At 47.1% G+C, this 22,994-nt stretch carries 17 protein-coding genes; 12 read left to right on the top strand and 5 right to left on the bottom strand.

Features of this window, described 5'->3' with window-relative positions:
- Positions 1-284 precede the first annotated feature (284 nt).
- From BGP75_RS18100 to ppk1, 3 genes are all read left to right on the top strand, one after another.
- The gene (locus BGP75_RS18100; RefSeq protein WP_076720275.1) at positions 285-2,087 is read left to right on the top strand and encodes a Na/Pi cotransporter family protein; all 1,803 of its coding nucleotides are present in this window, start codon (positions 285-287) and stop codon (positions 2,085-2,087) included.
- A gap of 49 nt (positions 2,088-2,136) precedes the next feature.
- Positions 2,137-2,403 carry a hypothetical protein gene (locus BGP75_RS18095; protein WP_076720274.1) on the top strand — a complete coding sequence of 89 codons (267 nt, stop codon included), beginning with the start codon at positions 2,137-2,139 and terminating at the stop codon, positions 2,401-2,403.
- 64 nt (positions 2,404-2,467) lie between these two features.
- The gene (gene ppk1, locus BGP75_RS18090; RefSeq protein WP_083704906.1) at positions 2,468-4,768 is read left to right on the top strand and encodes a polyphosphate kinase 1; all 2,301 of its coding nucleotides are present in this window, start codon (positions 2,468-2,470) and stop codon (positions 4,766-4,768) included.
- Between the two features lie 426 nt (positions 4,769-5,194).
- On the opposite strand, the gene BGP75_RS18080 is transcribed toward ppk1, so the two are convergent.
- Complete coding sequence (locus BGP75_RS18080; protein WP_076720272.1) at positions 5,195-6,103, bottom strand: LysR family transcriptional regulator; 909 nt, start codon at positions 6,101-6,103, stop codon at positions 5,195-5,197.
- Positions 6,104-6,254: 151 nt separating this feature from the next.
- On the opposite strand from BGP75_RS18080, the gene BGP75_RS18075 reads away from it, so the two are divergent.
- Together BGP75_RS18075 and BGP75_RS18070 are read left to right on the top strand one after the other, a co-directional pair.
- On the top strand, positions 6,255-7,298 hold the full coding sequence (locus BGP75_RS18075) for a zinc-binding alcohol dehydrogenase family protein (RefSeq protein ID WP_076720271.1): 1,044 nt from the start codon (positions 6,255-6,257) through the stop codon (positions 7,296-7,298).
- Positions 7,299-7,363: 65 nt separating this feature from the next.
- Positions 7,364-7,660, top strand: coding sequence for a putative quinol monooxygenase (locus BGP75_RS18070; protein WP_076720270.1), 297 nt, complete (start codon positions 7,364-7,366; stop codon positions 7,658-7,660).
- A gap of 67 nt (positions 7,661-7,727) precedes the next feature.
- Here BGP75_RS18070 and BGP75_RS18065 read toward each other — a convergent pair whose 3' ends face one another.
- Positions 7,728-9,125 carry a sigma-54 dependent transcriptional regulator gene (locus BGP75_RS18065; protein ID WP_076720269.1) on the bottom strand — a complete coding sequence of 466 codons (1,398 nt, stop codon included), beginning with the start codon at positions 9,123-9,125 and terminating at the stop codon, positions 7,728-7,730.
- Between the two features lie 2 nt (positions 9,126-9,127).
- Positions 9,128-10,954, bottom strand: a complete 1,827-nt coding sequence (locus tag BGP75_RS18060; RefSeq protein ID WP_076720268.1) for a cache domain-containing protein — start codon at positions 10,952-10,954, stop codon at positions 9,128-9,130.
- Positions 10,955-11,691: 737 nt separating this feature from the next.
- Between BGP75_RS18060 and BGP75_RS18055 the strand changes: the two genes are divergently transcribed.
- From BGP75_RS18055 to BGP75_RS18025, 7 genes are all read left to right on the top strand, one after another.
- Entirely contained in the window at positions 11,692-13,299 is a 1,608-nt protein-coding gene (locus tag BGP75_RS18055; protein WP_198939396.1) for a benzoate-CoA ligase family protein, read from the top strand.
- Between the two features lie 221 nt (positions 13,300-13,520).
- Positions 13,521-14,723, top strand: coding sequence for an ABC transporter substrate-binding protein (locus tag BGP75_RS18050; RefSeq protein WP_076720267.1), 1,203 nt, complete (start codon positions 13,521-13,523; stop codon positions 14,721-14,723).
- A 204-nt stretch (positions 14,724-14,927) separates the two neighbouring features.
- The gene (locus tag BGP75_RS18045; protein WP_076720266.1) at positions 14,928-15,794 is read left to right on the top strand and encodes a branched-chain amino acid ABC transporter permease; all 867 of its coding nucleotides are present in this window, start codon (positions 14,928-14,930) and stop codon (positions 15,792-15,794) included.
- Positions 15,795-15,804: 10 nt separating this feature from the next.
- On the top strand, positions 15,805-16,839 hold the full coding sequence (locus BGP75_RS18040) for a branched-chain amino acid ABC transporter permease (protein WP_076720265.1): 1,035 nt from the start codon (positions 15,805-15,807) through the stop codon (positions 16,837-16,839).
- Between the two features lie 22 nt (positions 16,840-16,861).
- Entirely contained in the window at positions 16,862-17,620 is a 759-nt protein-coding gene (locus BGP75_RS18035; RefSeq protein ID WP_076720264.1) for an ABC transporter ATP-binding protein, read from the top strand.
- Complete coding sequence (locus BGP75_RS18030) at positions 17,617-18,462, top strand: ABC transporter ATP-binding protein (RefSeq protein ID WP_083704905.1); 846 nt, start codon at positions 17,617-17,619, stop codon at positions 18,460-18,462. The genes BGP75_RS18035 and BGP75_RS18030 overlap by 4 nt, the downstream gene beginning before the upstream one ends.
- Positions 18,463-18,589: 127 nt before the next feature.
- On the top strand, positions 18,590-19,195 hold the full coding sequence (locus tag BGP75_RS18025) for a histidine phosphatase family protein (protein WP_076720263.1): 606 nt from the start codon (positions 18,590-18,592) through the stop codon (positions 19,193-19,195).
- Here the strand turns inward: BGP75_RS18025 and BGP75_RS18020 are convergent.
- Positions 19,121-20,308, bottom strand: a complete 1,188-nt coding sequence (locus BGP75_RS18020) for an alpha/beta fold hydrolase (protein ID WP_076720262.1) — start codon at positions 20,306-20,308, stop codon at positions 19,121-19,123. The two genes, BGP75_RS18025 and BGP75_RS18020, sit on opposite strands and share 75 nt — an antisense overlap.
- A 75-nt stretch (positions 20,309-20,383) precedes the next feature.
- Complete coding sequence (locus BGP75_RS18015; RefSeq protein ID WP_076720261.1) at positions 20,384-22,972, bottom strand: protein kinase domain-containing protein; 2,589 nt, start codon at positions 22,970-22,972, stop codon at positions 20,384-20,386.
- Positions 22,973-22,994: the final 22 nt, after the last annotated feature.

The raw sequence follows: 22,994 nt of genomic DNA, 5'->3' as shown, positions 1-22,994 counted from the left end.
TCTTTTTAAAACCCCCGCGCATCTTATCAGCAGGTTAAGTAATAATCAATTCTGATTCAGGGAAAATTGAGTAAAAAATAATCTTGATTGCAGGGTAGGAAGAGATTGTTTTATTCGTTGGCTGAAAGCAGCCTGTTGATCCATCATCTGCCAATTGCTGCGGCTTCTCACATTGTTGCTGCCATCGCCGTAAAAGCTGACTACGCTTAATAGTATGAAATTATTCACAATGATTGTATTGGATGTCGCATTCTTGATGAATGCTGAGAAACGACAGGAAGGTGATGCTGCGTAAAATTCTACTACCCACTATTTTTGCCATACTTGCTTATGGTTTCTGGTTGAGTCCAAACTTTAAGGAAATTGCAGCGGGTGTTGCAATTTTTCTGTTTGGCATGCTGTCTTTAGAAGAGGGGTTTAAGGTATTTACCGGAGGGGTACTGGAAAAACTCTTAAAGCGTTCCACGGACCGATTATGGAAAAGTCTCAGCTTTGGCGTGGTGACCACTACGTTAATGCAGTCCAGCACACTGGTTTCTGTATTAACCATCTCTTTTCTTAGTGCCGGTATTCTTGGTTTAAGTGAAGGCATCGGGATTATTTTTGGTGCCAACCTCGGGACCACTACCGGTGCCTGGCTTGTGGCTGGTTTTGGCTTGAAGGTTAATATCTCGGCCTATGCGATGCCGATGTTGGTGTTCGGAATTATCCTGGTATTTCAAAAACAAGAGCACTTAAAAGGTGTTGGCTATGTGCTGACTGGATTAGGCTTTTTGTTTCTTGGCATCCACCATATGAAAGAGGGGTTTGAGGCCTTTCGAGATAATTTTGACCTGGCTGCTTATGCGGTTTCCGGCTATGCAGGCTTGCTGTTATACGCCGTGATTGGGGTGGCTGCTACCGTTGTTATGCAATCGAGTCATGCCACCTTGGTGTTGATTATTACAGCGTTGTCCGCCAACCATATCACCTATGAAAATGCGCTTGCTCTGGCAATTGGCGCTAATATTGGTACGACTGTTACGGCATTAGTCAGCGCTTTGGGGGCTGATATTTCTGGAAAGCGCCTGGCGGGTGCCCATCTGATATTTAATGGAGTGACCGGGCTTATCGCAATTGTACTGATTTCAGAGCTGATTTGGGCAGTGGATGTTATTAGTCTGAGCTTGGGGATTGATGATCTGGACTTTACTCTTAAGCTGGCAGTCTTTCATACACTGTTTAATCTGATGGGGATTCTGGTGATGCTACCTTTTATCCAGCCGATGGTTAAATTCCTGTCGGTCGTGCTCAAGGAGAAGCCGGGAAGGGTGATTGGTCCCCTTTATATCTATTCTGCCACCATAGAGTTTCCGGATGCCGCATTAGAGGCGGTCCGTAAAGAAACATTACATATTTTCGATCATGCTCAAGAGATTATTATTGCCGGGCTGGGAATGTCTGCGGATCAGGTCTTCTCTGAAAAACCGCTGAAAAAGCAACTGCAAAACCAGAACTTTATTACACGAGTGGATATTGAAGATCTGTATAACCGAAAAGTTAAACGTATCTTCAGCGCTGTTATTGCCTTTATCAGTGCTGCTGATTTTAGCTGGAAGGAGAAACATCCCAGTGAGTTTCATTGGCTAAGGGAAGCGAACCGAAATATTGTCGATGCTGTCAAAGGGACTAAACATTTGCAGAAGAACATGCTTCGTTATCTGGTTTCGGACAATCATCATATCAGTGTTGAGTACAACCGGCTGAGAATAAGCATTGCAGAACTGCTGTTTCAGTTACACCAGATTCGCAACGGAAATGATCCGGATCTGGGTATCCTTTCTTTAGATGAGTTAAAGCTGGACTTGAAGGAGTTTGATATTCAGCAATCGAGACGCCTTTACCAGTTGATCCATGAAAATCGGATCACACCTGAAATGGGGTCTTCATTGATGAATGATAGTGCCTATGTTGCCAGTATTCGTGGTTGCCTGATTAGTATGGCGTCCACCCTTTTTGTGACTGCTAGCCATGAGCTGAGCAGTGCTGAGCGTCAAATCGCGTTGGATGATTCCGAGATTGAAGATGTGTTGGAAAAAGATTCATGATTAGAGTTGCGGTTGTACTCAATGAGGCTATCGGGATGGAGGCAGGAAGGTGAAGACCAAAAAACTGCTGAGTAAAATCAGAGCTTTTTTCGATAGTGATCTTCGGGATGTGCAAAGGCAGACCGACTCCTTGAGAGAAGTGCTTGATAAGCTGAAAAAAAAAGAGACGGTATTAAAGTCAAGACTGGAAAATGAGCATGATCCAAAGGCCCGGAAAAAACTGGAAAAAAAGATCAGTCTGGTCCATAGCCAACGAAAGAAGGGACTGGATTTATTAAAGAGTCTGCATCTCAGTGACTCCCCTGAACGGGAATAGCAAGTGCCCGGAAAAAGGGATGCTCTTCGGAGAAAGGTCCTGTTTTTTATGATGAGAGGTACAAATGAAACGTTCTGAACCCGTCCATAAGGAGGCTCATAAAATAACTGATCCGGGCTCTGATGCGAATGTAGCTGATTCGGCTCATCATTCCTCTGACGGGCTTCAGCCTGAAGTTAATCTGTCATCTTCGACACAGCCTCTCAGGGCTCAACCGGATCCCATAGCTGTATCGGTACCTTCATCGCCTATTGAAGTTGTGGCCCCGTTTGCTCCAGCGTCTGAAGGTACAGACAGTGCTATCGATCTGAATGACAGTCAGTATTACATCAATCGACAGTTGAGCCATTTGGAATTCAGCCGGCGTGTTCTTGAGCAATCGCTTGATGAGACCCATCCTTTGCTCGAACGGCTGATGTTCCTGCTGATTTTCTCCAGTAATCTGGATGAGTTCTTTGAGATTCGTGTCGCGGAATTGATGCACCAGGTGAAATACGGTCGTGAGAAAGCGGGAGTTGATGGCATGCACCCCCGGGATGTGCTCCACCAGATTCGTAATAGTTGTCATGAGTTAGTGGAGCGCCAGTACAAGATTCTTAATGAAATCCTGTTTCCTGCGCTTAACCAGCAGAATATTTATTGTTTACGTCGAAGTGAATGGAGTAAGGATCAACGGGCCTGGATTAAGAAGTACTTTGCCAGTCATATTTTGCCGGTGATCAGTCCTCTGGGTTTAGACCCCTCTCATCCTTTTCCGCGGCTGATTAATAAAAGTTTAAATTTCATTGTTTCATTGGATGGTAAAGATGCGTTTGGCCGGGACAGTGGTTTAGCTATTATTCCTGCACCGCGCTCTCTTCCTCGATTAATTACTTTGCCACAAGAGCTGGTAAAGGATGGTGGTAATTATTTGGTTTTTCTTTCTTCAATCATTCATGAGTTTGCTGATGATTTATTTCCGGGTATGGATGTTCTAGGCTGCTTCCAGTTTCGGTTGACCCGTAACGCCGACTTGGTTTTTGATCAGGAAGAAGTTGAAGATCTGGCCCGAACATTGAGAGGAGAGCTTCACAGTCGTCGTTATGGTGATGCTGTGCGTCTGGAGATTTCTCATAAATGCCCTGAACCATTAGTGGAATTCTTACTGAAGCAATTTAATCTCAGTGAAACAGAAGTCTATCGTGTCAATGGACCGGTAAATTTGATTCGTATGATGCAAATTATTCAATTGGTGGATCGGCCCGAGCTATCTTATGCTCCCTTTAGCCCCGGACTGCCTAAGCGATTGCAGACTAATAAAAACCTGTTTGATGCGTTGAAACAACAGGACTTTTTGTTGCTTCATCCCTTTGAATCATTCTCCCCGGTTGTTGATCTGCTGCGCCTGGCGGCCCAGGATCCTGAAGCGCTATCGATTCGCCAGACTCTATACCGGACAAGTGCTGAGTCAGAGATTATCAGCGCATTGGTTGAAGCTGCCCGAAAGGGAAAGGAAGTTACTGCGGTTATCGAGTTGCGTGCCCGATTTGATGAAGCGAACAACCTTGCGCTGGCTAGCCGCTTGCAGGAAGCCGGGGCACTAGTGGTCTATGGCGTTGTTGGCTATAAAACTCACTCTAAAATGACTTTGGTTGTTCGTCGCGAAGACGGGGAGTTCCACCATTACGTTCATCTTGGAACTGGAAACTATCATGCCGGAACGGCACGGACCTACACTGACTACAGCTTGCTCACTTCAAATAAAGCAGTAGGCAACGATGTACTGAAACTATTTCAACAGCTAACCGGGATGGGGAAAATAAGACGCCTGAAAATGCTCTTAAGCGCTCCCTTTACCCTACATAAATCCTTGTTGGAGCTGATCCTCAGAGAGGCGCGTTTCGCCAGGGAAGGAAAGCCTGCCAGAATAATTTTAAAAGCTAACGGGTTGACAGAGCCCCGGTTGATTCGGGCTCTGTATCGAGCGTCTCAAGCGGGTGTACAGATTGATCTGATTGTGCGTGGAATGTGTAGTCTTAGGCCCGGCGTGAAGGGCGTCTCCGAGAATATAAGGGTGCGCTCTATTGTCGGTCGATTCCTTGAACATAATCGTACCTTTTATTTCAGCAACGATGGGGAGCCGCAGCTTTATAACGCCAGTGCTGATCTGATGGAACGAAACATGCTTCATCGAGTCGAGACCTGTTTTCCGATACTGAATTCCAAACTGGCCCAGCGTGCCCTGAGAGATCTGGAACTCTATTTGAGCGATAACACCCAGGCGTGGGAATTAAAGGAGGATGGTAGCTATCAGCGGTGTCAGTTAACCGAAGGGGCGGAGCCCATCAGTGCCCAGCAGAAGTTGCTGGAACGTTTTGCTAACTGAATACACCGTTTTTGCCTACAGATTACTAATGTCTAGAAGAAAATCATCCGAGAAACAACAGACGCTTCGGCCTATCTACAGAATTGCCAATTTTTTGATAAAAATATTATTTGAGGCTGATGGAAAAGCCCTCAAGCCTCTGGCACATGGGACGCAGTCTCGCAAACTCGACAAAAAGAGTTTAACCGCTGACGAATCAAGGGATGACGTGCTTCAAACACTACGGAACCGGTATTCGGAAACCAGGAAGCCAATAAGGGGCTAAAGCGCTTTACTTTGAGAGGAGAAAGCGAACGATCGGGGCCAGGTCTTGCTTTTTGGTTTTTTGATCTAGTCTTAAAACATGTCTAGACCGCTTCGATCAGGGTAAAAACCAGCAGCTAAGGATTAGCTGTTTACAAAACCTATCCATGATTACCTCTGCTGTCAGCAGGGTGTCATGAGGTCTTTCAGATCAGCGCACTTCTCGCGTAGCATATCCCGAAGCATCAAGGCCGTGGGGGTGACCTGTTTGCGTGTTGGGCAAACTAACCAAAGGGTTAGTGGAGCGGAGTTATAATCTGTCAGTAACTCTACAACTCGACCAGACTGTAAATCAGCTATCATATCCAGGCGGGATTTGAAGGCGATACCTTTGCCTGCAACTGCCCAGCGGCGAACAATATCGGCATCATTACACAAACGGTTGCTCTTAACTTTTACCTTATAGGTGCCATCACTATTATTGAGTTCCCACTCATCATAGACTTGGTTATCCAACCGGTAGCGCAGGCAGTTGTGATGCTTCAAATCATTGGGGTGCGTTGGTTTGCCAAATTTTTCCAGATAGTCTGGGGATGCGCAGATAACACGATCAACTGTGGTGATCTGGAAAGCGACCATTGATGAGTCTTCAGGCTCGCCGTACCGCAGGGCGATATCCACTCGGTCGAGGTAAAAGTCAGATAACGAATCGCCAACGCTCAGTTGCAATGATAAATCGGGATGATCTTCCATCATTTCATCAAGCCAGGGTAACACTAGGTTTCGTCCCAGATCCGAGGATACAGAGAATCGTAATCGCCCGGAGATTTCTCCTCGCATAACCCTCAGGGAGGTTTTGCCTTCATCCAGCGCCTCTAATGCCCGACGGCAGTAAAGTAAAAAGCGTTCGCCTTCGGCAGTGATTCTCAGCTGACGTGTTGACCGAATAAATAACTCAGTTTCCAGCTGTTTTTCCAATCGCTTTAATGCCGCACTGGCTGCAGCTGGTGAAATATCCAGCTGTCGTGCAGATGCCGTGATGCTGCCAGTGTCGGCAGTGCGAACAAAAAGTGAAAGATCTGCTGTATTCATTGTCAAAAATATTTTGAAATAAATTAAATTATTACTCTGTTTTCAGATTGGTTAGTGTAACTGATAATGCATTCAGACGAAAACATCAGGGCCTGTTAATTTGAGCCTCTTCAAATTGGGAAGCTGTGAGAAAGTTATTGGAGATACTGTTATGAAAGCAATTGGATACCTGCAATCTTTGGCGATCACTGAAGATGATGCGCTGATGGATATTGAAATACCAACGCCTACTGCAACCGGTCGTGACCTACTGGTAAAAGTTAATGCTATTTCGGTTAATCCAGTGGATACCAAAGTTCGTAAGAATGCTGAACCACAAAATGGTGAGCATAAGGTTTTGGGTTGGGATGTTGCCGGAGAGGTGGTTGCAGTCGGTGAAAACACAGAACGTTTCCAGGTGGGGGATAAAGTGTGGTATGCCGGGGATATTACCCGTCCTGGTGCGAATAGCGAATACCATCTGGTGGATGAACGGATTGTTGGGCATAAACCAAAAACCCTGTCAGATTCGCAGGCGGCAGCTGTCCCACTCACTGCAATTACGGCTTGGGAGCTGTTGTTTGACAGATTAAAATTTGATCGGCTGGAGCCTGGGCATAAAGTAAAGGCTACCAAAAGGGGGGATCGGCGTCTTCTTATTGTCGGAGCTGCTGGTGGAGTGGGGTCGATACTGACCCAGTTGGCAACGAAGTTAACCGATGCCACGGTCATAGGCACCGCCTCAAGACCCAGCAGTCAGGAGTGGGTGAGTAATTTGGGAGCTGATCATGTTATTGATCACAGTAAGGAGCTTAGCGAAGAGTTAGCACGCATCGGTATTGACAGTGTGACAGATGTAATCAGTCTGACCCACACTGGCCAGCACTTTGGACAATTGGTTGAGGTTCTGGCTCCTCAGGGGCGGTTTGCATTGATTGATGATCCGCAACCCCAGGAGTTGGACGTTTTGCAATTGAAAAGAAAATCTTTGTCGCTGCATTGGGAATTGATGTTTACCCGTTCCATGTTCAACACAGAAGATATTGATAAACAAGGTGAGTTACTAAACTCAGTGGCCGGGATGATTGATAGGGATATTCTTAAGACCACTTTGGGTGAAAATTATGGCACTATCAATGCTGACAATCTGAGACGTGCACATATTCATATCGAGAGTGGAAAAGCGATTGGTAAAGTTGTGTTGGAAGGGTTCTAAACTGCCACTTCCTGTACTGGACAGGCTTTATTAACTATTAATATTAACAAGGAAAGAGTGAGTCAATGATCAAGACTAATTTAACAATAGTGGCCCGAATTGAAGCGGAGAAGGGGAACGCTGATTTGGTGAAGGCAGAGCTGTTGAAGTTAATAGAGCCAACTCGCAAAGAGCCAGGGTGCCTGCAGTATGACTTGCACCAGGATAATGAGAATCCAGAAGTTTTTGTGTTTTTTGAAAATTGGAAATCCAGGGAGCTGTGGCAGGATCATATGAATACTGCCCATCTGAAGGCTTATCTGGCAGCGACTGAAGGTTCTGTAGCTTCCTTTACTGTGAATGAAATGAGTCAGGTGGGTTAACTGTTAAGGACGGGCTGTTCTAGTAGTTCTGGTTGGGTTGTTTTAGATAGTTCTAATAGCCATCAGTCTAGCTCGGCTTACCGGGTTTGCTAATCCGGTATTCCTTGATTCTTTTATCGAGAGTGGGTCGGGACATATTGAGAATCTCTGCAGCGCGTTTTTTTTCGTAGCCTGTATACGCCATGATATTTTCGATATGTTCCCGCTCGACTTCCTGCATGGTTTTAATCTGTAACGGCAGTCGGGTGCTATCAATCGCTCCCTCCAGTTGCAACGTTTCTGGCAACAACACATTCCCAGGTGATAGCAGCACTGCGCGGCGAAGAGCATTCTCAAGCTCGCGAATATTGCCGGGCCAAGGGTGGCTTTGTATACGGTCCATTATCTCCTGGGGAACGACGGATATTTCTTTTCCGGTTTCTCGGCGTATTTTTTCGAGGAAATAGGGCACTAATAAGGGTATATCCTCAGTACGTTCTTTTAAGGATGAGAGTTCAATCGTAACAACCCGCAGTCGGTAGAACAGGTCTTGCCGAAACTCTCCCTTAGACACCAGTTCACCAAGGTCTTTGTTAGTGGCAACAATGACCCGGACATCGGCTTTAATCGTCTTGATACCACCAACCCGTTCGAACTCTTTCTCCTGTAGAAAGCGTAAGAGTTTTAATTGGATTTCGGCGGAGATTTCTGAAATTTCATCCAAAAATAAGGTTCCGCCTTGGGCCAGTTCAAACTTCCCCGGTTTACTCTGATGGGCTCCGGTAAAGGCGCCTTTTTCGTGCCCAAACAACTCGCTTTCCAGAATGTTGGCCGCCAGGGCTGAGCAGACGATCGGGATAAAGGGGCGGTCGTGATACTGGCTGTTAAAGTGCAGTGCTCGGGCAACCATTTCCTTACCTGTGCCGCTGGCTCCCTGAATCAGCACTGTGTCTCTGGAATCTGCTACGGCTCCTATGGTCTTGAATACCTGCTTCATGGCCCGACTGCGCCCGACAATAGTATTGGGTTCAAAACTACATTCCGGAGTATCGGACAGGCTGATGCCTTTTTCCGACAGTATGGCTATCTGCTGTATTTTTTTGATGACTTCGTCGAGTTGGTCCAGATCCAGTGGTTTACCCAGATGATCAATTGCTCCCAGACGGATTGCCTTGATTGCGGTTTGCATGTCGTCAAATGCGGTGATGACAATTACCGGAAGGGCAGGCTTTCCCGCTTTGATTTGTTTAAGGACTTCAAATCCATCAAGCTTTGGTAAGCGTAGATCCAGCAGCACAAAATCAACACTGTTTTCCAGGGCTGCTTTTACCCCTTGTTCACCGTCTTCTGCGGATATGATGTCAAAACCTTCATCAATTAAATGAAGCTCCAGTGATCGGCGGATAGAGGGATCATCATCGATGACCAGTGCTTTGTCTCTGGACTCCTTGGTCTGAGCGGTTTCCGCTGAAGGGGTATGAGTCATGATCAAAAATGTCCCGTATCTGTTAAATCGTCTTTGTTGGCCATTGCCGTTGGTGTGATAGGGAGACGTATTCTGAAACAGGTTCCAGGTCCTTCTTTTTCGACAATATCCACAGCACCCTGATGTCGTAATAATATCCCCTGTAAATTACAGAGTCCCAATCCTCCGCCAGCAGGTTTTGTTGTATAGAAAGGATCAAACAATTTATCACGATCTTCTGGTCGAATACCGCAACCATTGTCGGTTACCCGGATAAATACCTGATTACCTTTGCAACTGCCGACAATGGACAGCTGTTTTTCTGTCTCTATTTCTTTCATCGCGTCCAGAGCGTTAATAATCAGGTTCAGTAACACTTGTTCAATTTGTTCCGCGTCGCACACCACCAGCAAAGGATTGGGCATACGAGTTTCTATGGCTACCTGTTCTTCTTCAAAACGTTGGGTAAGAAGCAGATTAACTCGCTGGACTATATCGTTCAGGTTCTGTTTTTCCAGTCGCAGTGGGCCCGGGCGAGCAAAGTCCATCACATCACTCAGTAATCGGTTTAACCGCAGTATTTCATCATCAATAATGGAAAAGTGTTCCTGCAGCCGACCTTCCGGTTGCCATTTTTTTCTGATCATTTTGATGTTCATACGTATTGCCGATAACGGGTTACGGATCTCATGAGTGAGCCCTAAGGCTAAATGGCCAACAGCTGCGAGTTTCTTGGATTCCAATAGTTCGTCGAAGGTATGCTCAAGTTGTGATCGGGCTTTCGCCAGGGCGCTGGTCCTGGCATCAACACGACGGGATAGCATCCGATTCCAGGCCAGTAGCAGGCCACTGACAACAACGGTTACTGCCAGAATGCTGATAACCAGAGTCAGGGATACTGTTTCCTGACGGCGCAGGAAGGAGGAGAGCAGCTTATCGACCTCTCGCTCAGGTGTTGCAACACCGATAAACCAGAGATGATCGCTAAGTTCCAGGATCTGATAGCCGAGCAGCTTTCGTACTGCTTGACTGTGATCAGTCGGGTCCTCATAGCTGTACCAATCGGTGCCACTGCCGCCATATTGAGCAGAGGTGAGTAATGAATACAGTTTGGGCCATTGGGGTAAAAATGCTTCTTCAAAGCTACGTCCTGCGACGGCTCCATGAGGGTCCACTAACAGGGTCTTGTTGTTAATATCTGCCAGCCACGCGTATCCATTTTCTCCAAGACGAACAGGTAAAATGTGCTTTCTTGCCAGTTCGTCAAAGTTGACGGTAAACATCGCAACGCCTTTAAAGCTGCTGTCTGGTGAGTAGATGCCCTGAGCAACGATAAGGGCTTTGTCGCCTCGATTCTGACCCCCCTCCAATTTCAGAAAAGGAGATACATACATCTGTCCAGGTTTACCTGTGTCTCTGGCCCAGAGGTAATAATCTCTCCAGGCATAGTTACGTCCCAGGGTATAAGGGTCGGAGGGCTGAATGGCAACCACGGTTCCTTTAGAATCAAAAACCACCAAATCAATAATGGCTGAATCGGCAAGGCTTTCATTTAACTTGAACAGGCTGCCCTGGATTTCCCGGGCCCGGTTATTATCAACCGGGTGATCTTCAAAGAGGCTGGTGACCAGGCCCAGGCTGCGGTTAAGACTGACAAAGAATACTTCCAGTGCCGCAGAGGCCTGTTCCGCCATCAGCAGCTGCTGGCGGTTGTACTGTTGGAAAAACTGCTCTCTGGCTTCCTGACGCACAGCGTCGGTAGCGAGAAAAATACCGTAGAGGGCTGTGGTACTCATTGCCACTAAGATAAACAGCAGCGTCCATAACTGAAATGGACGTATTAATCCCATAAATGGTGGTATTCCTGTCGATAATTGTAAGCCATGACATCTTCCCAACATGCTCTTTCTATCTGACTGACTTGTTCTTTTCTGCCCAGCTTGAGCGAGTACGGGGGCTCTTAAAGTATGCGTGCTCTTAATTATGTGTGTGTTCTTAATATAGCACCCTGGGATATGAGTCCTCCCGGCTAAGACTCTTTTCAATAGAAGCCCTCTCAAACACGGGTGCCCTAACCAGTGGTTTTTGTTTGCCTGTAACCAGGACAAAAATGCTTTTTCTTAGTCTTAAGGAGGCTGGGAAGCTCCTCTATTTCATACAGAGCAGGAGTGTTTAGTCAAGCACTATATTTCATGAGTGTTAAGGACGGTTCAAAAGTGATCGGGTACAGATCTTCTGCCAATTATTCTGTTCTTTTCTCCGCTTTTTCTCGCGCAACAGGGCTCTCTCGTCTAATCCTTGCAGTTATCCCCGATGATTTTTCTATTTCTTTACACCTTTAATCAAATGTTTACACGCAAAAGCTGATTGAGCCCTGGAGATTTATTTCCATCCCTGAATCAATGACAGCTGTTGAATTCTTTTATCCTTTTTTATCAACAGATTACAAGTTTTAGTGAATTATAATTCATATCTGGCATGGAATTTGTGTGTATCCATATGAATTCAGTGGATATACATAATAAAAAGTGGACTGACTGCCATGTGTTGAAAGAGGCCGAGTCCTACCGACTGGAGAAGATAGATCATGCAGCCCGGAGCCGGTACTAATCGTTTAAGTACTCATCGTTTAAATAGCAGTAACTGTTCGCACCATATGGCCTTCTATAATGCCGCCGACTATTTTGTTGATCGCAATGTTCGTGAAGGGCGAGGGGAAAAGACTGCTGTCATCTGTGAGGATCGAAGCCTTACCTATTCACAGATTCAACAGGGTGTAAACCGTTTTGGAAATCTGTTAAAGAGCCTGGATGTTCGGATGGAAGAGCGAATTGCGTTGCTCATGCTGGACACTGAGGCCTACCCTCAGGCATTTTTTGGAGCAATAAAACTGGGGGCCGTACCTGTCTGTCTCAATACTATGATGCGGCCCAAGGATTATCAGTATTTTCTTAATGACTGCCGTGCTCGGGTTTTGGTGATTGATGCTGCCTTAAAAGAGAGTATTGAGGGTATTGAAGGAGAGCTTCCTTTTCTTCAGCATGTGATCGTCGTTAATGGTGAGGCGGTTGGTGACGAGTTAAGCTGGGCCGATGAAATGGCTCAACATCCCGCCGAGCTGGAGACGGCGCCTACCAATCGTGATGATGCCTGTTTCTGGTTGTATAGCTCAGGTACCACTGGTGAGCCCAAGGGAACCGTCCATCTTCAGCATGACATGATCTTTGCCTCCGAGACATTTGGTCAACAGGTACTGGGAATCAAAGAGAATGACATCTGCTTTTCCGCCGCCAAGCTGTTTTTTGCCTATGGCCTTGGAAACGGTCTTTACTTTCCTTTTAGCGTCGGGGCAACAGCTGTTTATCATCCTGGGCGTCCCACACCAGATGCCGTCTTTGAGGTCATCGCAGGCCATAAGCCTTCGCTCTTTTTTGGGGTTCCCACACTCTATGCTCAGATGCTGGAAGAAGAAGGGGCGCTGAACGGTGTGCGTCTTGGTGTTTCTGCAGGAGAGTCTCTACCCGCAGATATTTTCAAACGCTGGCATGAGCGATTTGGTGTGGAGATTCTAGATGGAATCGGTTCTACGGAAATGACTCACATTTTTATTGCTAATCAGCCTGGCTGCTGCCGACCGGGAAGTACTGGTCGAATGGTACCGGGTTATAACGCTCGGATCGTTGACGAAAATATGCAGGATGTCCCCTTTGGCGAAGTAGGAACCTTATTGGTAAAAGGTGATAGCGCCGCAGCTTATTACTGGAATAAGCACGAAAAAACTCAGGCGACTATGTTGGGTGAGTGGCAGAATACCGGCGATAAATTCTCCTGTGATGAAGATGGTTACTTTTATTACTCCGGTCGCAGTGATGATATGTTAAAGATAGGGGGTATCTGGGTATCTCCTATTGAAGTTGAAGCCTGCATTATCGGGCATAAAGCGGTACTGGAATGCGCAGTAGTGCCGGATATAGATAACGAAAAACTGGTCAAGCCCAAGGCCTATGTTGTGCTCAATGGCAGTCATACACCTTCAGATGAATTAAAACAGGAAATCAAAGAGTACGTAAAGCAGACTCTTGCTCATTATAAATACCCTCGATGGATCGAGTTTGTCGATACACTGCCCAAAACACCTACCGGAAAAATCAAACGCTTTGAATTGAAAGGGCTGAAATCTCAGGAAGCTCAGTGATGTCTGTGCTTGCTGGCTCTTCTGTCGTGCCTCTTGTTGATCAGTCTTACTGATCAAGGGGCTTTTAGGATCAATCCTTAATGATTTTGTACTGGAGACTGAAACCATCTCAAGAGATCGCTGACGTCCGCAATTCATAAAATCTGTTGTGGGGGCCAACTGACTTAAGAAATAACTGCTGTAAAACAATAACAGGCAATTTAACTCAGGAGCAGCATCCAATGAGCAATTTAGATAAAGCAGGAATAAACCGTCGCACTGTCCTAAAGGGGGCTGCGGGGCTTGCGGCAGCGTCAGCTATTTTTCCATCAGCATTTGCAATCGGCGGACAGGCAAAAGTAAAGGTGGGATTGCTTCTGCCTTATACGGGAACATATGCAAAGCTGGGCACCAATATCAAGGATGCATTGGAGTTACGAATACAGCAGGCGGGTGGGAAATTAGGTGGGCGTGAGGTCGAGTTTGTCAGTATCGACAGTGAAGCTAAACCACCCAAAGCGCCGGAGTTGACCAGCAAATTAATTAAGAAGGAGAAAGTCGATTTTCTCGTAGGTCCGGTCCATTCCGTGGTGGGTATGGCGATGGTGAAAATGGCTCGAAAAGACGGCATTATTACCGTCATTCCAAATGCCGGAGCCAATCAGCTAACCGGTTCCCTCTGTGCACCAAATATCTTCCGTACTTCGTTTTCCAGTTATCAACCGGGCTTCCCGGGCGGCAAAGCGATACTGGAAGATGGACACAAGCGTGTCGTACTGATGTATTGGAACTACGGTTTTGGCAAGCAGGTTGCCGCTGCCTTTAAGCAATCATTTCTCCCGGGTGGAGGCACCATTGTCAAAGAGATTCCTACGCCTTTCCCTAAGGTAGAGTTTCAAGCCTATTTGACAGAAGTTGCGGCACTCGAGCCGGATGCGGTGTTTACCTTCTATGCTGGCGGGGGAGCAGTCAAGTTTGTGAAGGATTATGCGGCTGCAGGTCTGAACAAAAAAATTCCTCTTTATGGGGCTGGATTCCTGACTGAGGGGGTAACCGGCGCACAGGGCGCTGCTGCCGAAGGAGTTCGGACGACGTTACACTATGCTGACAGTCTTGACCTTCCTGCCAATCATCGTTTTCGGGATGCATTTAAAAAGTCATTTGGGCGTCATGCCGATGTTTATGCGGTACAAGGCTACGATGCGGGTGATCTGTTGATTCAGGGGATGAATGCTGTTCAAGGGGACACGAGTGCCAGGGCCGAGATGATTGCCGCTATGGAAAGCAGCACCATTGACAGCCCCCGGGGTAAGTTTACTTTTTCCAAGTCCCATAATCCTGTTCAGAACATTTATCTGCGGGAGGTGGTCAACGGTGAAAACAAGGTCCTTCGCACGGTTGAAGAAGCTTTGGAAGACCCTGCTGAAGGTTGCAAAATTGCCTGACCTCTAGAGTTGTTGATTCTTGCTATTGCTGTTTGTGATTGTTGATGATCGTTGGCAGCTGATAGATGCTTCCGGCCGTTAACTCGCCGGAAGCCCGTCAGTTGAAGGTCTTGCTGTACTTAATACTACCGTACCTGCAGATACCAGGATTTTGTCAGGGTCGTTATCGTCGATTTCTAATTAGCCAACATTTAAAGGGGTGGTATGGACAGTTCCTTCTACTTGATACAGCTGTTGAACGGAATTCAATACGGCTTTTTGTTGTTTTTGGTGGCCAGCGGACTGACTTTGATTTTCGGTATCATGGGGATCATCAATCTGGCTCATGGTTCCTTTTATATGATTGGTTCCTATCTGGCATTTTGGTTTACCAGTCTGACTGATAATTTTCTGTATGGCATCTTACTGGCCATTCCCGTCACTCTGGTGGTGGGCTACGCTGTGGAACGTTTAGCCATCTCCTACCTGTATCAGCGTGATCATTTGTATCAGGTACTTCTGACTTATGCGCTGATTCTGATTTTTAACGAACTGCAACGTATGTTATGGGGCAGTGATGTTCACAGTGTGGCTGTCCCTCAAGCCTTCAGCGGCTCTGTTCAGCTGACTGAAAACCAGGCTTATCCGGTTTATCGATTACTGATTTCTGCCAGCTGTATCGTTATCGCATTAGCTATGTATTGGGTGATTCAAAAAACCCGACTGGGTATGACTATCCGTGCCGGTGCCAGTAACCGAGAAATGGTGCAGTCATTGGGTATCAACGTAAACCGCTTGTTTGCAGTGGTGTTTAGCCTTGGGGTTACGCTTGCAGCGCTGGCGGGCATGTTGGCGGCTCCGGTCAATACGGTTTACCCCGGTATTGGGGATGGAGTGCTGATTATCTCCTTTGTGGTGGTTGTTATTGGAGGTATCGGTTCGATTAAGGGCGCTTTTATTGGTGCGATGTTGATTGGTCTTGCTGATACGTTTGGCAAGGTGTTACTACCTGAGATGGCCAGCATGGTTGTTTACGCGCTTATGGCTTTGGTTCTTTTCTGGCGACCACAAGGTCTATTTGGCAAAGGATAAGGAGAAAAAAATGTATACGCTAACTCGTCCTATCCTGATTTTCCTCTGCCTTGGTGTGGCAGCATTAGTGCTGTTTCCTCTGGTCGGCAGTGAGTTTTACGTCGGCCTGTTGATACGGATAATGATCCTGTCCATTTTTGCCATCAGTCTTGACTTATTGATTGGTTATACCGGTTTAATCAGTTTTGGACATGCCGCTTTTTTTGGTATCGGTGGTTATACCCTGGCTATTTTTTTCCAGGATGCCGACAGCATCAATTTTTGGATCGCGCTGGTGTTGGTGCTGTCTTGTTCTGCATTGGTTGCTCTGCTGGTTGGATGGATAAGTATTCGAGCATCCGGTGTTTATTTCATCATGTTGACTCTGGCTTTTGCTCAGATGTTCTATTACTTCTTTTTTGAGTCTCCGGATTTTGGTGGCGACGATGGTATTTTTCTGTTCAGTAAACCGGAGATATTAATCGGCTCCACTTCGTTAATTGATCTCGAAGATGAGCATAATTTCTACTATTTTGTATTGGCCTGGATGGTGGCTGTCTACTTGATTCTGAGCATGATTCTCAAGGCGCCTTTTGGTCATGTCATTGTAGCGATCAAGGCCAATGAATCGAGAGTGAGGGCGCTTGGCTACCCCGTTCAGCGTTACAAACTGGTGAGTTTTGTTATTGCCGGAACTCTGGCCGGGATCGCTGGGTTTTTGGAAGCTGCTCACACGGGGTATGTGACACCCGCTTATTTGGGGTGGCACGAATCCGGGATCGTGATGGTGATTGTCATACTTGGTGGGATGGGGACCTTATTTGGTCCAATTCTTGGTGCTTTTGTCATCGTGTTGTTGCAGGACTTTTTACCTAATTTTACTGAGCACTGGCAGCTGTTGATGGGGGGGATCATCATTGCTGTCGTGTTGTTTCTGCCAAAGGGTATTGCAGGGCTGTTGTATCGACTCAGTAATCGCCTGTTCACCTCGAAAGAATACGCTGATGTTAGTCAGAATAGCGGGGATACACCGGCAACCGTTGACGTTCGGGAGCAATCACTTTGAATAGAAAAACAGGAGTGCCAGTATGAGCGAGGTTATTCTGCGTACTGAAGGTTTGTGTAAACACTTTGGTGGTCTTCAGGCAACTCATGAAGTTTCTCTTTCGTTTGAACGAGGTGTAACTCACGGGATATTAGGACCCAATGGTGCAGGTAAAACCACCCTGATCAATCTGTTATCTGGTGAGCTTGCACCTTCAAGCGGTAAGATATTCTTTAAAGATTATGATATTACCCAGGCTACGTCGGACAAAGTCTCCCGCATAGGGATTGGCCGTAGTTTCCAGAAAACCAATATCTTTGCTGATTTTACCTGCTTCCAAAACTGCTGGGTCGGTGCCCAGTCACGGTTGTCCAGCTCTATGCGTTTTATCCGCCCGGCTCGACATCTGCGAGAAGTTCATCGCCGAACTGATCGGGCCTTACAGTTATGCGGGCTTGCTGAACGACGAAATATACAGGCATCTTCCATGAGTTACGGTGAGCAACGGCAGCTGGAAATTGGCATGATGCTGGCCACCGAGCCGGAGCTGCTATTACTTGATGAGCCCTTGGCAGGGATGGGGAGTGAAGAGTCTCTGAAAATCACTGAGCTGTTGAAGGAACTCGCCAAAGAGCACACTCTGATCTTGATTGAGCATGATATGGATGCGGTATTTGCGGTGGCGGATCGTCTGACAGTCATGGTTAATGGAGCAGAACTGGAAACCGGTGATGTAGCACAGATTCGCAACAGTACTGCGGTTCAGGAAGCTTATCTGGGGAGTAGTGAGGATGCGGCATGAATGCTAATGTGGTTTCTGATATAGATGTTGATGCAAATACAAATACTGAGATAGCGGCTGACAGTTCTGTTGAGGAACGGGGGCTGGCAGAGGGCTTATCTAGGCATAATGCTTCCGGGCCTGATACCCCAGCTGATGTTCTCATTACGGCCAAAGACTTACATACCTATTACGGGGACAGTCATGTTCTTAAAGGAATCAGCCTGATTATTCGTGCCGGAGAAACAATCAGCCTGATGGGGCGCAATGGTATGGGCAAAACAACGACCCTAAGGTCGTTGCTGGGATTAACTCCTGCTCGTTCCGGCCGTATATGCTTTCGGGGGCAGGATACAACTCGCTGGCCAACACATAAGATCATCCAACTGGGAATTGCCTACGTTCCGGAAGATCGCGGAATCTTCCCTAACCTTAGTGTTAGAGAAAACCTGATTATGGCTGCCCGGCCCGGGCCGGATGGACGAAATGAATGGCCACTGGATCGGATACTGGAATATTTTCCCCGTCTGAAGGAGCGCATTGATAACATGGGGAATCAGTTGTCCGGAGGTGAGCAGCAGATGTTGACGATTGCCCGGGCGCTGATGACTAACCCAGACCTACTGATTCTTGATGAGGCGACTGAAGGGCTGGCACCTTTGTTTCGGAGGGAAATCTGGTCAGTTATCAAAGATATCAAAGAGACCGGAATAGCAACAATTATTGTGGATAAGGATATTCATGCGCTGCTTTCAGTCTGCGATCGTAATTACATTATCAGTAAAGGGCAGGTCGCATGGGAGGGAGACTCCAGGCAATTACAAAAAGAGCCTGAGCTTCACAAACAGTATCTGGGGGTTTAGTGGATTTTGAACACAGCTTTTATAAATGGGCTGAAAAAAACAAAATTAAATGGCAATTACTTGCTTAAAACCTCTAATTTAGAGAGGTTGCCTGGCATTGAACAGAACAGGAATAAGCCGTCCGTAAATGAAGTCTTCACCAGAGCAGGCCATTAGTTTTTACTTTGTCCGCCATGCGGAAACTAAGCTGAATCGGCAAGGTTTGCGTTGTGGAGGGGATGTTGATGTCCCGTTGACAGAAACAGGATGCAAACAGGCTTTTCAGCTGGGTGAGCAGATTCGAAAGATGGATCTGGATATTGGTAAGGTTTTAACCAGCCCTCTCATCCGAACACGGCAGACCGCTTTACTGATTAGTGGAGTGTTGGAAGGGGTATCAATTGCCGAGAGTCCGTTGCTGAAGGAACGTCTTTTGGGAGAATGGAATAAGCAACCGATTATTGACACTGAACCCCTGCTACATGATCGGCAAACTCCTCCTGGGGGGGAGTCTGAGGCTCAATTCAGGTTGCGTATGCAAAGAGCACTGGAGTGGTTTTCCTCCTTTTTAGATCAACCCCAGGATCAACGTTTATTGCTTGTTGGCAGTAAAGGGGTTGGACGGGTGCTTTATAGTTTGCTGGGTGGGGAAGAGCGACTATTAGTCGGTAATGCTGAGTTATTGCGATTTGAAGTCAGTCGATCTGAGGGAAACCTTCGGTGTTTGAAGGTTCAAAGATTGCTGTCGAAGTAATTTTTTGTCTTTGATGGGGATTCTTGTTGGAGCATGGAGTACAGACCACTCTTTGACCCCACTGTCACCATATATCAGCCATTCTTTGATAAATTCTGTTTGGTGGCGGTCACAAAGAACCGGAGTATGTCCGGTGTCCGGTACGTGCATGACGGCCATTGTAGGATGGCTGTTGCGCATTTTTGTAATGGTCGTGCTCAATAAGGCATTCGACAACAGACCATGGATAAGTAATACCGGACATCGGATATTGTGCCAGTGGTGCCACTGATCCAGGTCCTGCTGGGCATCAACTTTATACGCTTGCATTGCTCGAACATCGTGTCGGTAAGTTCGGCCATTATCTTTATTTGACCAGCGAGTCTGATGAAAGGTAATAATAAAGCGAATGTCGTCACTGATCGGACCATCGTTTTTTTGCGATACTCCTACTCGGCGCATCAAGTCGGCGGGATCACGGAACACATAATGTCGAGCCAGCGTTTCGGCTCTTCGTTGGCGGCGTTCTTTGGGAATATAAGGGCCGATATCGTTAAGTATTATCTGCTGCACGAGTTGAGGATGTCTGGATGCCAGTTCAATGGCTGCACTTCCCCCTAATGAAGAGCCCAGCAGAGAGACGGGACTGACTCCCAGGTGTTCAATCAATTGACGAAGCTGTTCAACACAGGTTGCTAACGAGTAGTCAGCCTGATCTGCCATCCAACCGGACAACCCCCGTCCAACCCAGTCCATGCAGATAATTCTGTGAGTATGCTGGAGGTCGGCCGAAAGGTAATTGAAGCGCATTGCCGAATTGGCCACACCACCACAACAGATGAGGACCGGATTTTCTGGATCTCCCCAGTCTGAATAGGAGATCTTGACCGGGTAGGGGTGCTGGAACCTTGCCGGAGTCTCCGGCTGTAAGTGAATCGGGTGAATATATTCAAACTGACGTAGCTCGAAAAGATCCGTAAATCGATCTGCAAACTGTTCTGCCAGGGCATCATACTCTTCCCAGTTTTCTGGGGTGGCGGCTAATCCGAAATCAGGTAATTCTGGGTGGGCAGGAGAGGCTGCCGTTTGAGAAGGCTTCAAAGGGTTGACGCTACTTCTGATTGTGTTCGACATCAGTGCCTTTTCCTGTTTTTATTCAATACGCAAATTTCATTTAACACCTGGTTTTTATTTAACAGATTGCCACCCTTAGGACTGTTGGCGCAATTGCCGCTTGGCTTCATCATCAGCCCGCTTTTGCTCATGTTCGCGTTGTCGTAATACGTCAATCAGTATGTTGAACGTCCGAGACAGCTGGCCCACTTCATCAGTACTTTTAACGGCGACATTGGCGTTTTCGTAGTCGCCACTCTTTAGCGCATGGGCTGCTGCAGTGAGTGCTTCAATGGGGCGTACAATACTGCGGGAAAACAACATTGCCAGGAACATAAATATCAGCCCAACAACGACCATGCTGTAAATTACCATCATGAACAGTTTGTTCAGAGGCGCCTCAAAATAGTCACGGGTTTCCACCAGCCCAATGACCCAGTCGTGACCCGGTACAGGTGCATAACCGGCAATCTCGGCTGTGTTGTTAAGTTTAGACTGATAACTGACACTGCCTCTTTGCTGACTGCCGATCATCGCCTTAGCCAGTATTGGCTGGTTTATGCTGTTGACCTCTGACCGGCGAAAGCGCTGGTCTGCTTTTATTTCCTGTTGCTTCTCCTGGCTGAGAGGTATCAGGCTGTGGTACAGGAAGCGGGTATCGGGATGGCGAACAATGACCCCATCGCCATCGATGAGAAAGGGTACCTGAGAGCTTCCTTCTGTAGCCTCTGACAGTATCTTGGAGACGGAAGAGGCTAGAATTCGTAACACGACCGTTCCGATAATATTGTTGTTGGAATCAAATACCGGGTTGGAATAGAAAACTCCTGCCTGCCCTGCAACTGAACCGACGACAATACCGGTCATGTGAGGGTTGCCCTGTATCGCCTCTTTAAAATATTCTCTAAAGGAAAAGTTTCTCCCCATTACCTGATTGTTACTGGAGATCAGGGCCGTTCCTTTGGTGTCCATGACCATGACCAACTGTACATCAGGGTTGGCTTTAATCAGTCCGTTCAATTTACGTTTTAATGCTTGTTTCTCATTATCGACAGGACGGCTGAGAAAAGTTAACACCTGATTATCGATATCGATTAAGCCTTCTAACTTTGCAGCCAATTGCTGTTTTACGCTACTTTGAGGGTTGCTTAGAAAACGGACGAAATCCTCATCACCACTCAGATAGTTTGCCAGATTTTTGCTGTCCCCCAATAGCTGGGAAATCCGACCAGCCGTACTTTGCGCGAGCTGTTCCAGGTTTTGCAGCTCACCGCGTGAGACGCTGGCGAGGCTTCCTTGTAAGTTAAAATAGGCGGTAATGATCATCGGCAGCAAAGCCGTAGCCAGCATTGCCAGCATCAGTTTTACCGCAATGGGCCAGGATGCCGGACGCCTCATTGCCCGACCAAAACGAGCCAGGCGTTTTGGCCAGAGGCGCGGATGAGTCAGGATTGATGGCCCCGTCTCATCGAACGCAACGGCTTCTCCGTCGGTGTTTTCCTGTAATGCTTCCTGCAAGCCAAGACTTGTCTGGTGAGCAGCAAACAGTTTATTACGAAACTCTGTCAGATCTTTGGGTCGATCTTCCGGCAAAGGTGACAAGGCCCAGTCTATTGCTTCAAGAAACTCCGGACTGTATTGGCCGTCACAAATAACTGCGGCTTTTTCCAAAGGATCGGTATTCCCCGTTCGCTGGGCTGCATCCATGGGCTTGCGGCCGGTTGCGAACCAATACAGGGTTGCTCCCAAAGCATAGATATCTGTCCAGGGACCTTGAAGCAGACCGTCAGTAAACTGCTCTATAGGGCCGTATCCAGGAGTACAGACGTAGGACAGTTCATTTTCAGCGCTCTGTGTCGCGTGCTGTGCTGCACCGAAATCCAACAACAGGAAGCTACCGTCTTCATCACGCACATAAATATTGTCTGGCTTGATATCACGGTGAAGATAGCCGGATTCATGAACTGCATCTAACCCGTCCATCAGAGGCAGCAGCAGGTTGAGAAAGTCCAGTTCAGAGATAGCAGAGTGCTTTTGTCGCCAGCGTTTAAGCGGTTGTCCATGCTCGTATTCAAGGACAATATAGGCAGTATTATTAGCCTCAAAGAATCGCGCCACGCGAACGATGTTTGGATGACGAAATGTAGCTAATATACGAGCTTCAGCAAGAAAACTTTCCAGCCCAAGGTGATAGATGTGCTCATCATCGCCAGTCCGTGCGGTGACCATCGTGTCGTCACGGCGATAAGCAAACGTTTCAGGAAGGTATTCTTTAATGGCGACCTTTGCCTTTAGATTGATGTCAGTTGCCAGGTAGGTGATACCAAACCCACCTTGTCCCAGCACTGAATCAATTCGATACTCATGGAGCCGATGTCCCTTGGACAAAGCTAATGCAGAGACTCTGGTTGTTTCCTCTGATGTCCGGTTTACCACTACCGTCCCATCGGGGTTAATCTTTTGAGAGTCTGGGGTCTCAGGAGCACAGAATTTTGTAGCGTTACCATCAGTTTCAGAAAGCAGTCGAGTTCCATCATTGTTGCCTTGGTCCATTGCTGTCTGCGCCGCCTCAGGTTTAACAGTTTCAGGCGTAACTGTCTCAGGCGTAACTGTCTTAGGCGTAACAACAGTCCTGGGTTGGTCATCAGTGGGCAATGGCCGATGATTATCGTTCTGTTCTGACATATCTCCCCCATGCCATAAGGAC

It is taken from the genome of Motiliproteus sp. MSK22-1 (assembly GCF_001968815.1).
Taxonomy (GTDB): domain Bacteria; phylum Pseudomonadota; class Gammaproteobacteria; order Pseudomonadales; family Balneatricaceae; genus Motiliproteus.
Note: the sequence above shows the minus strand (reverse complement) of the source record. Positions and strands in the feature narration are given on the sequence as shown.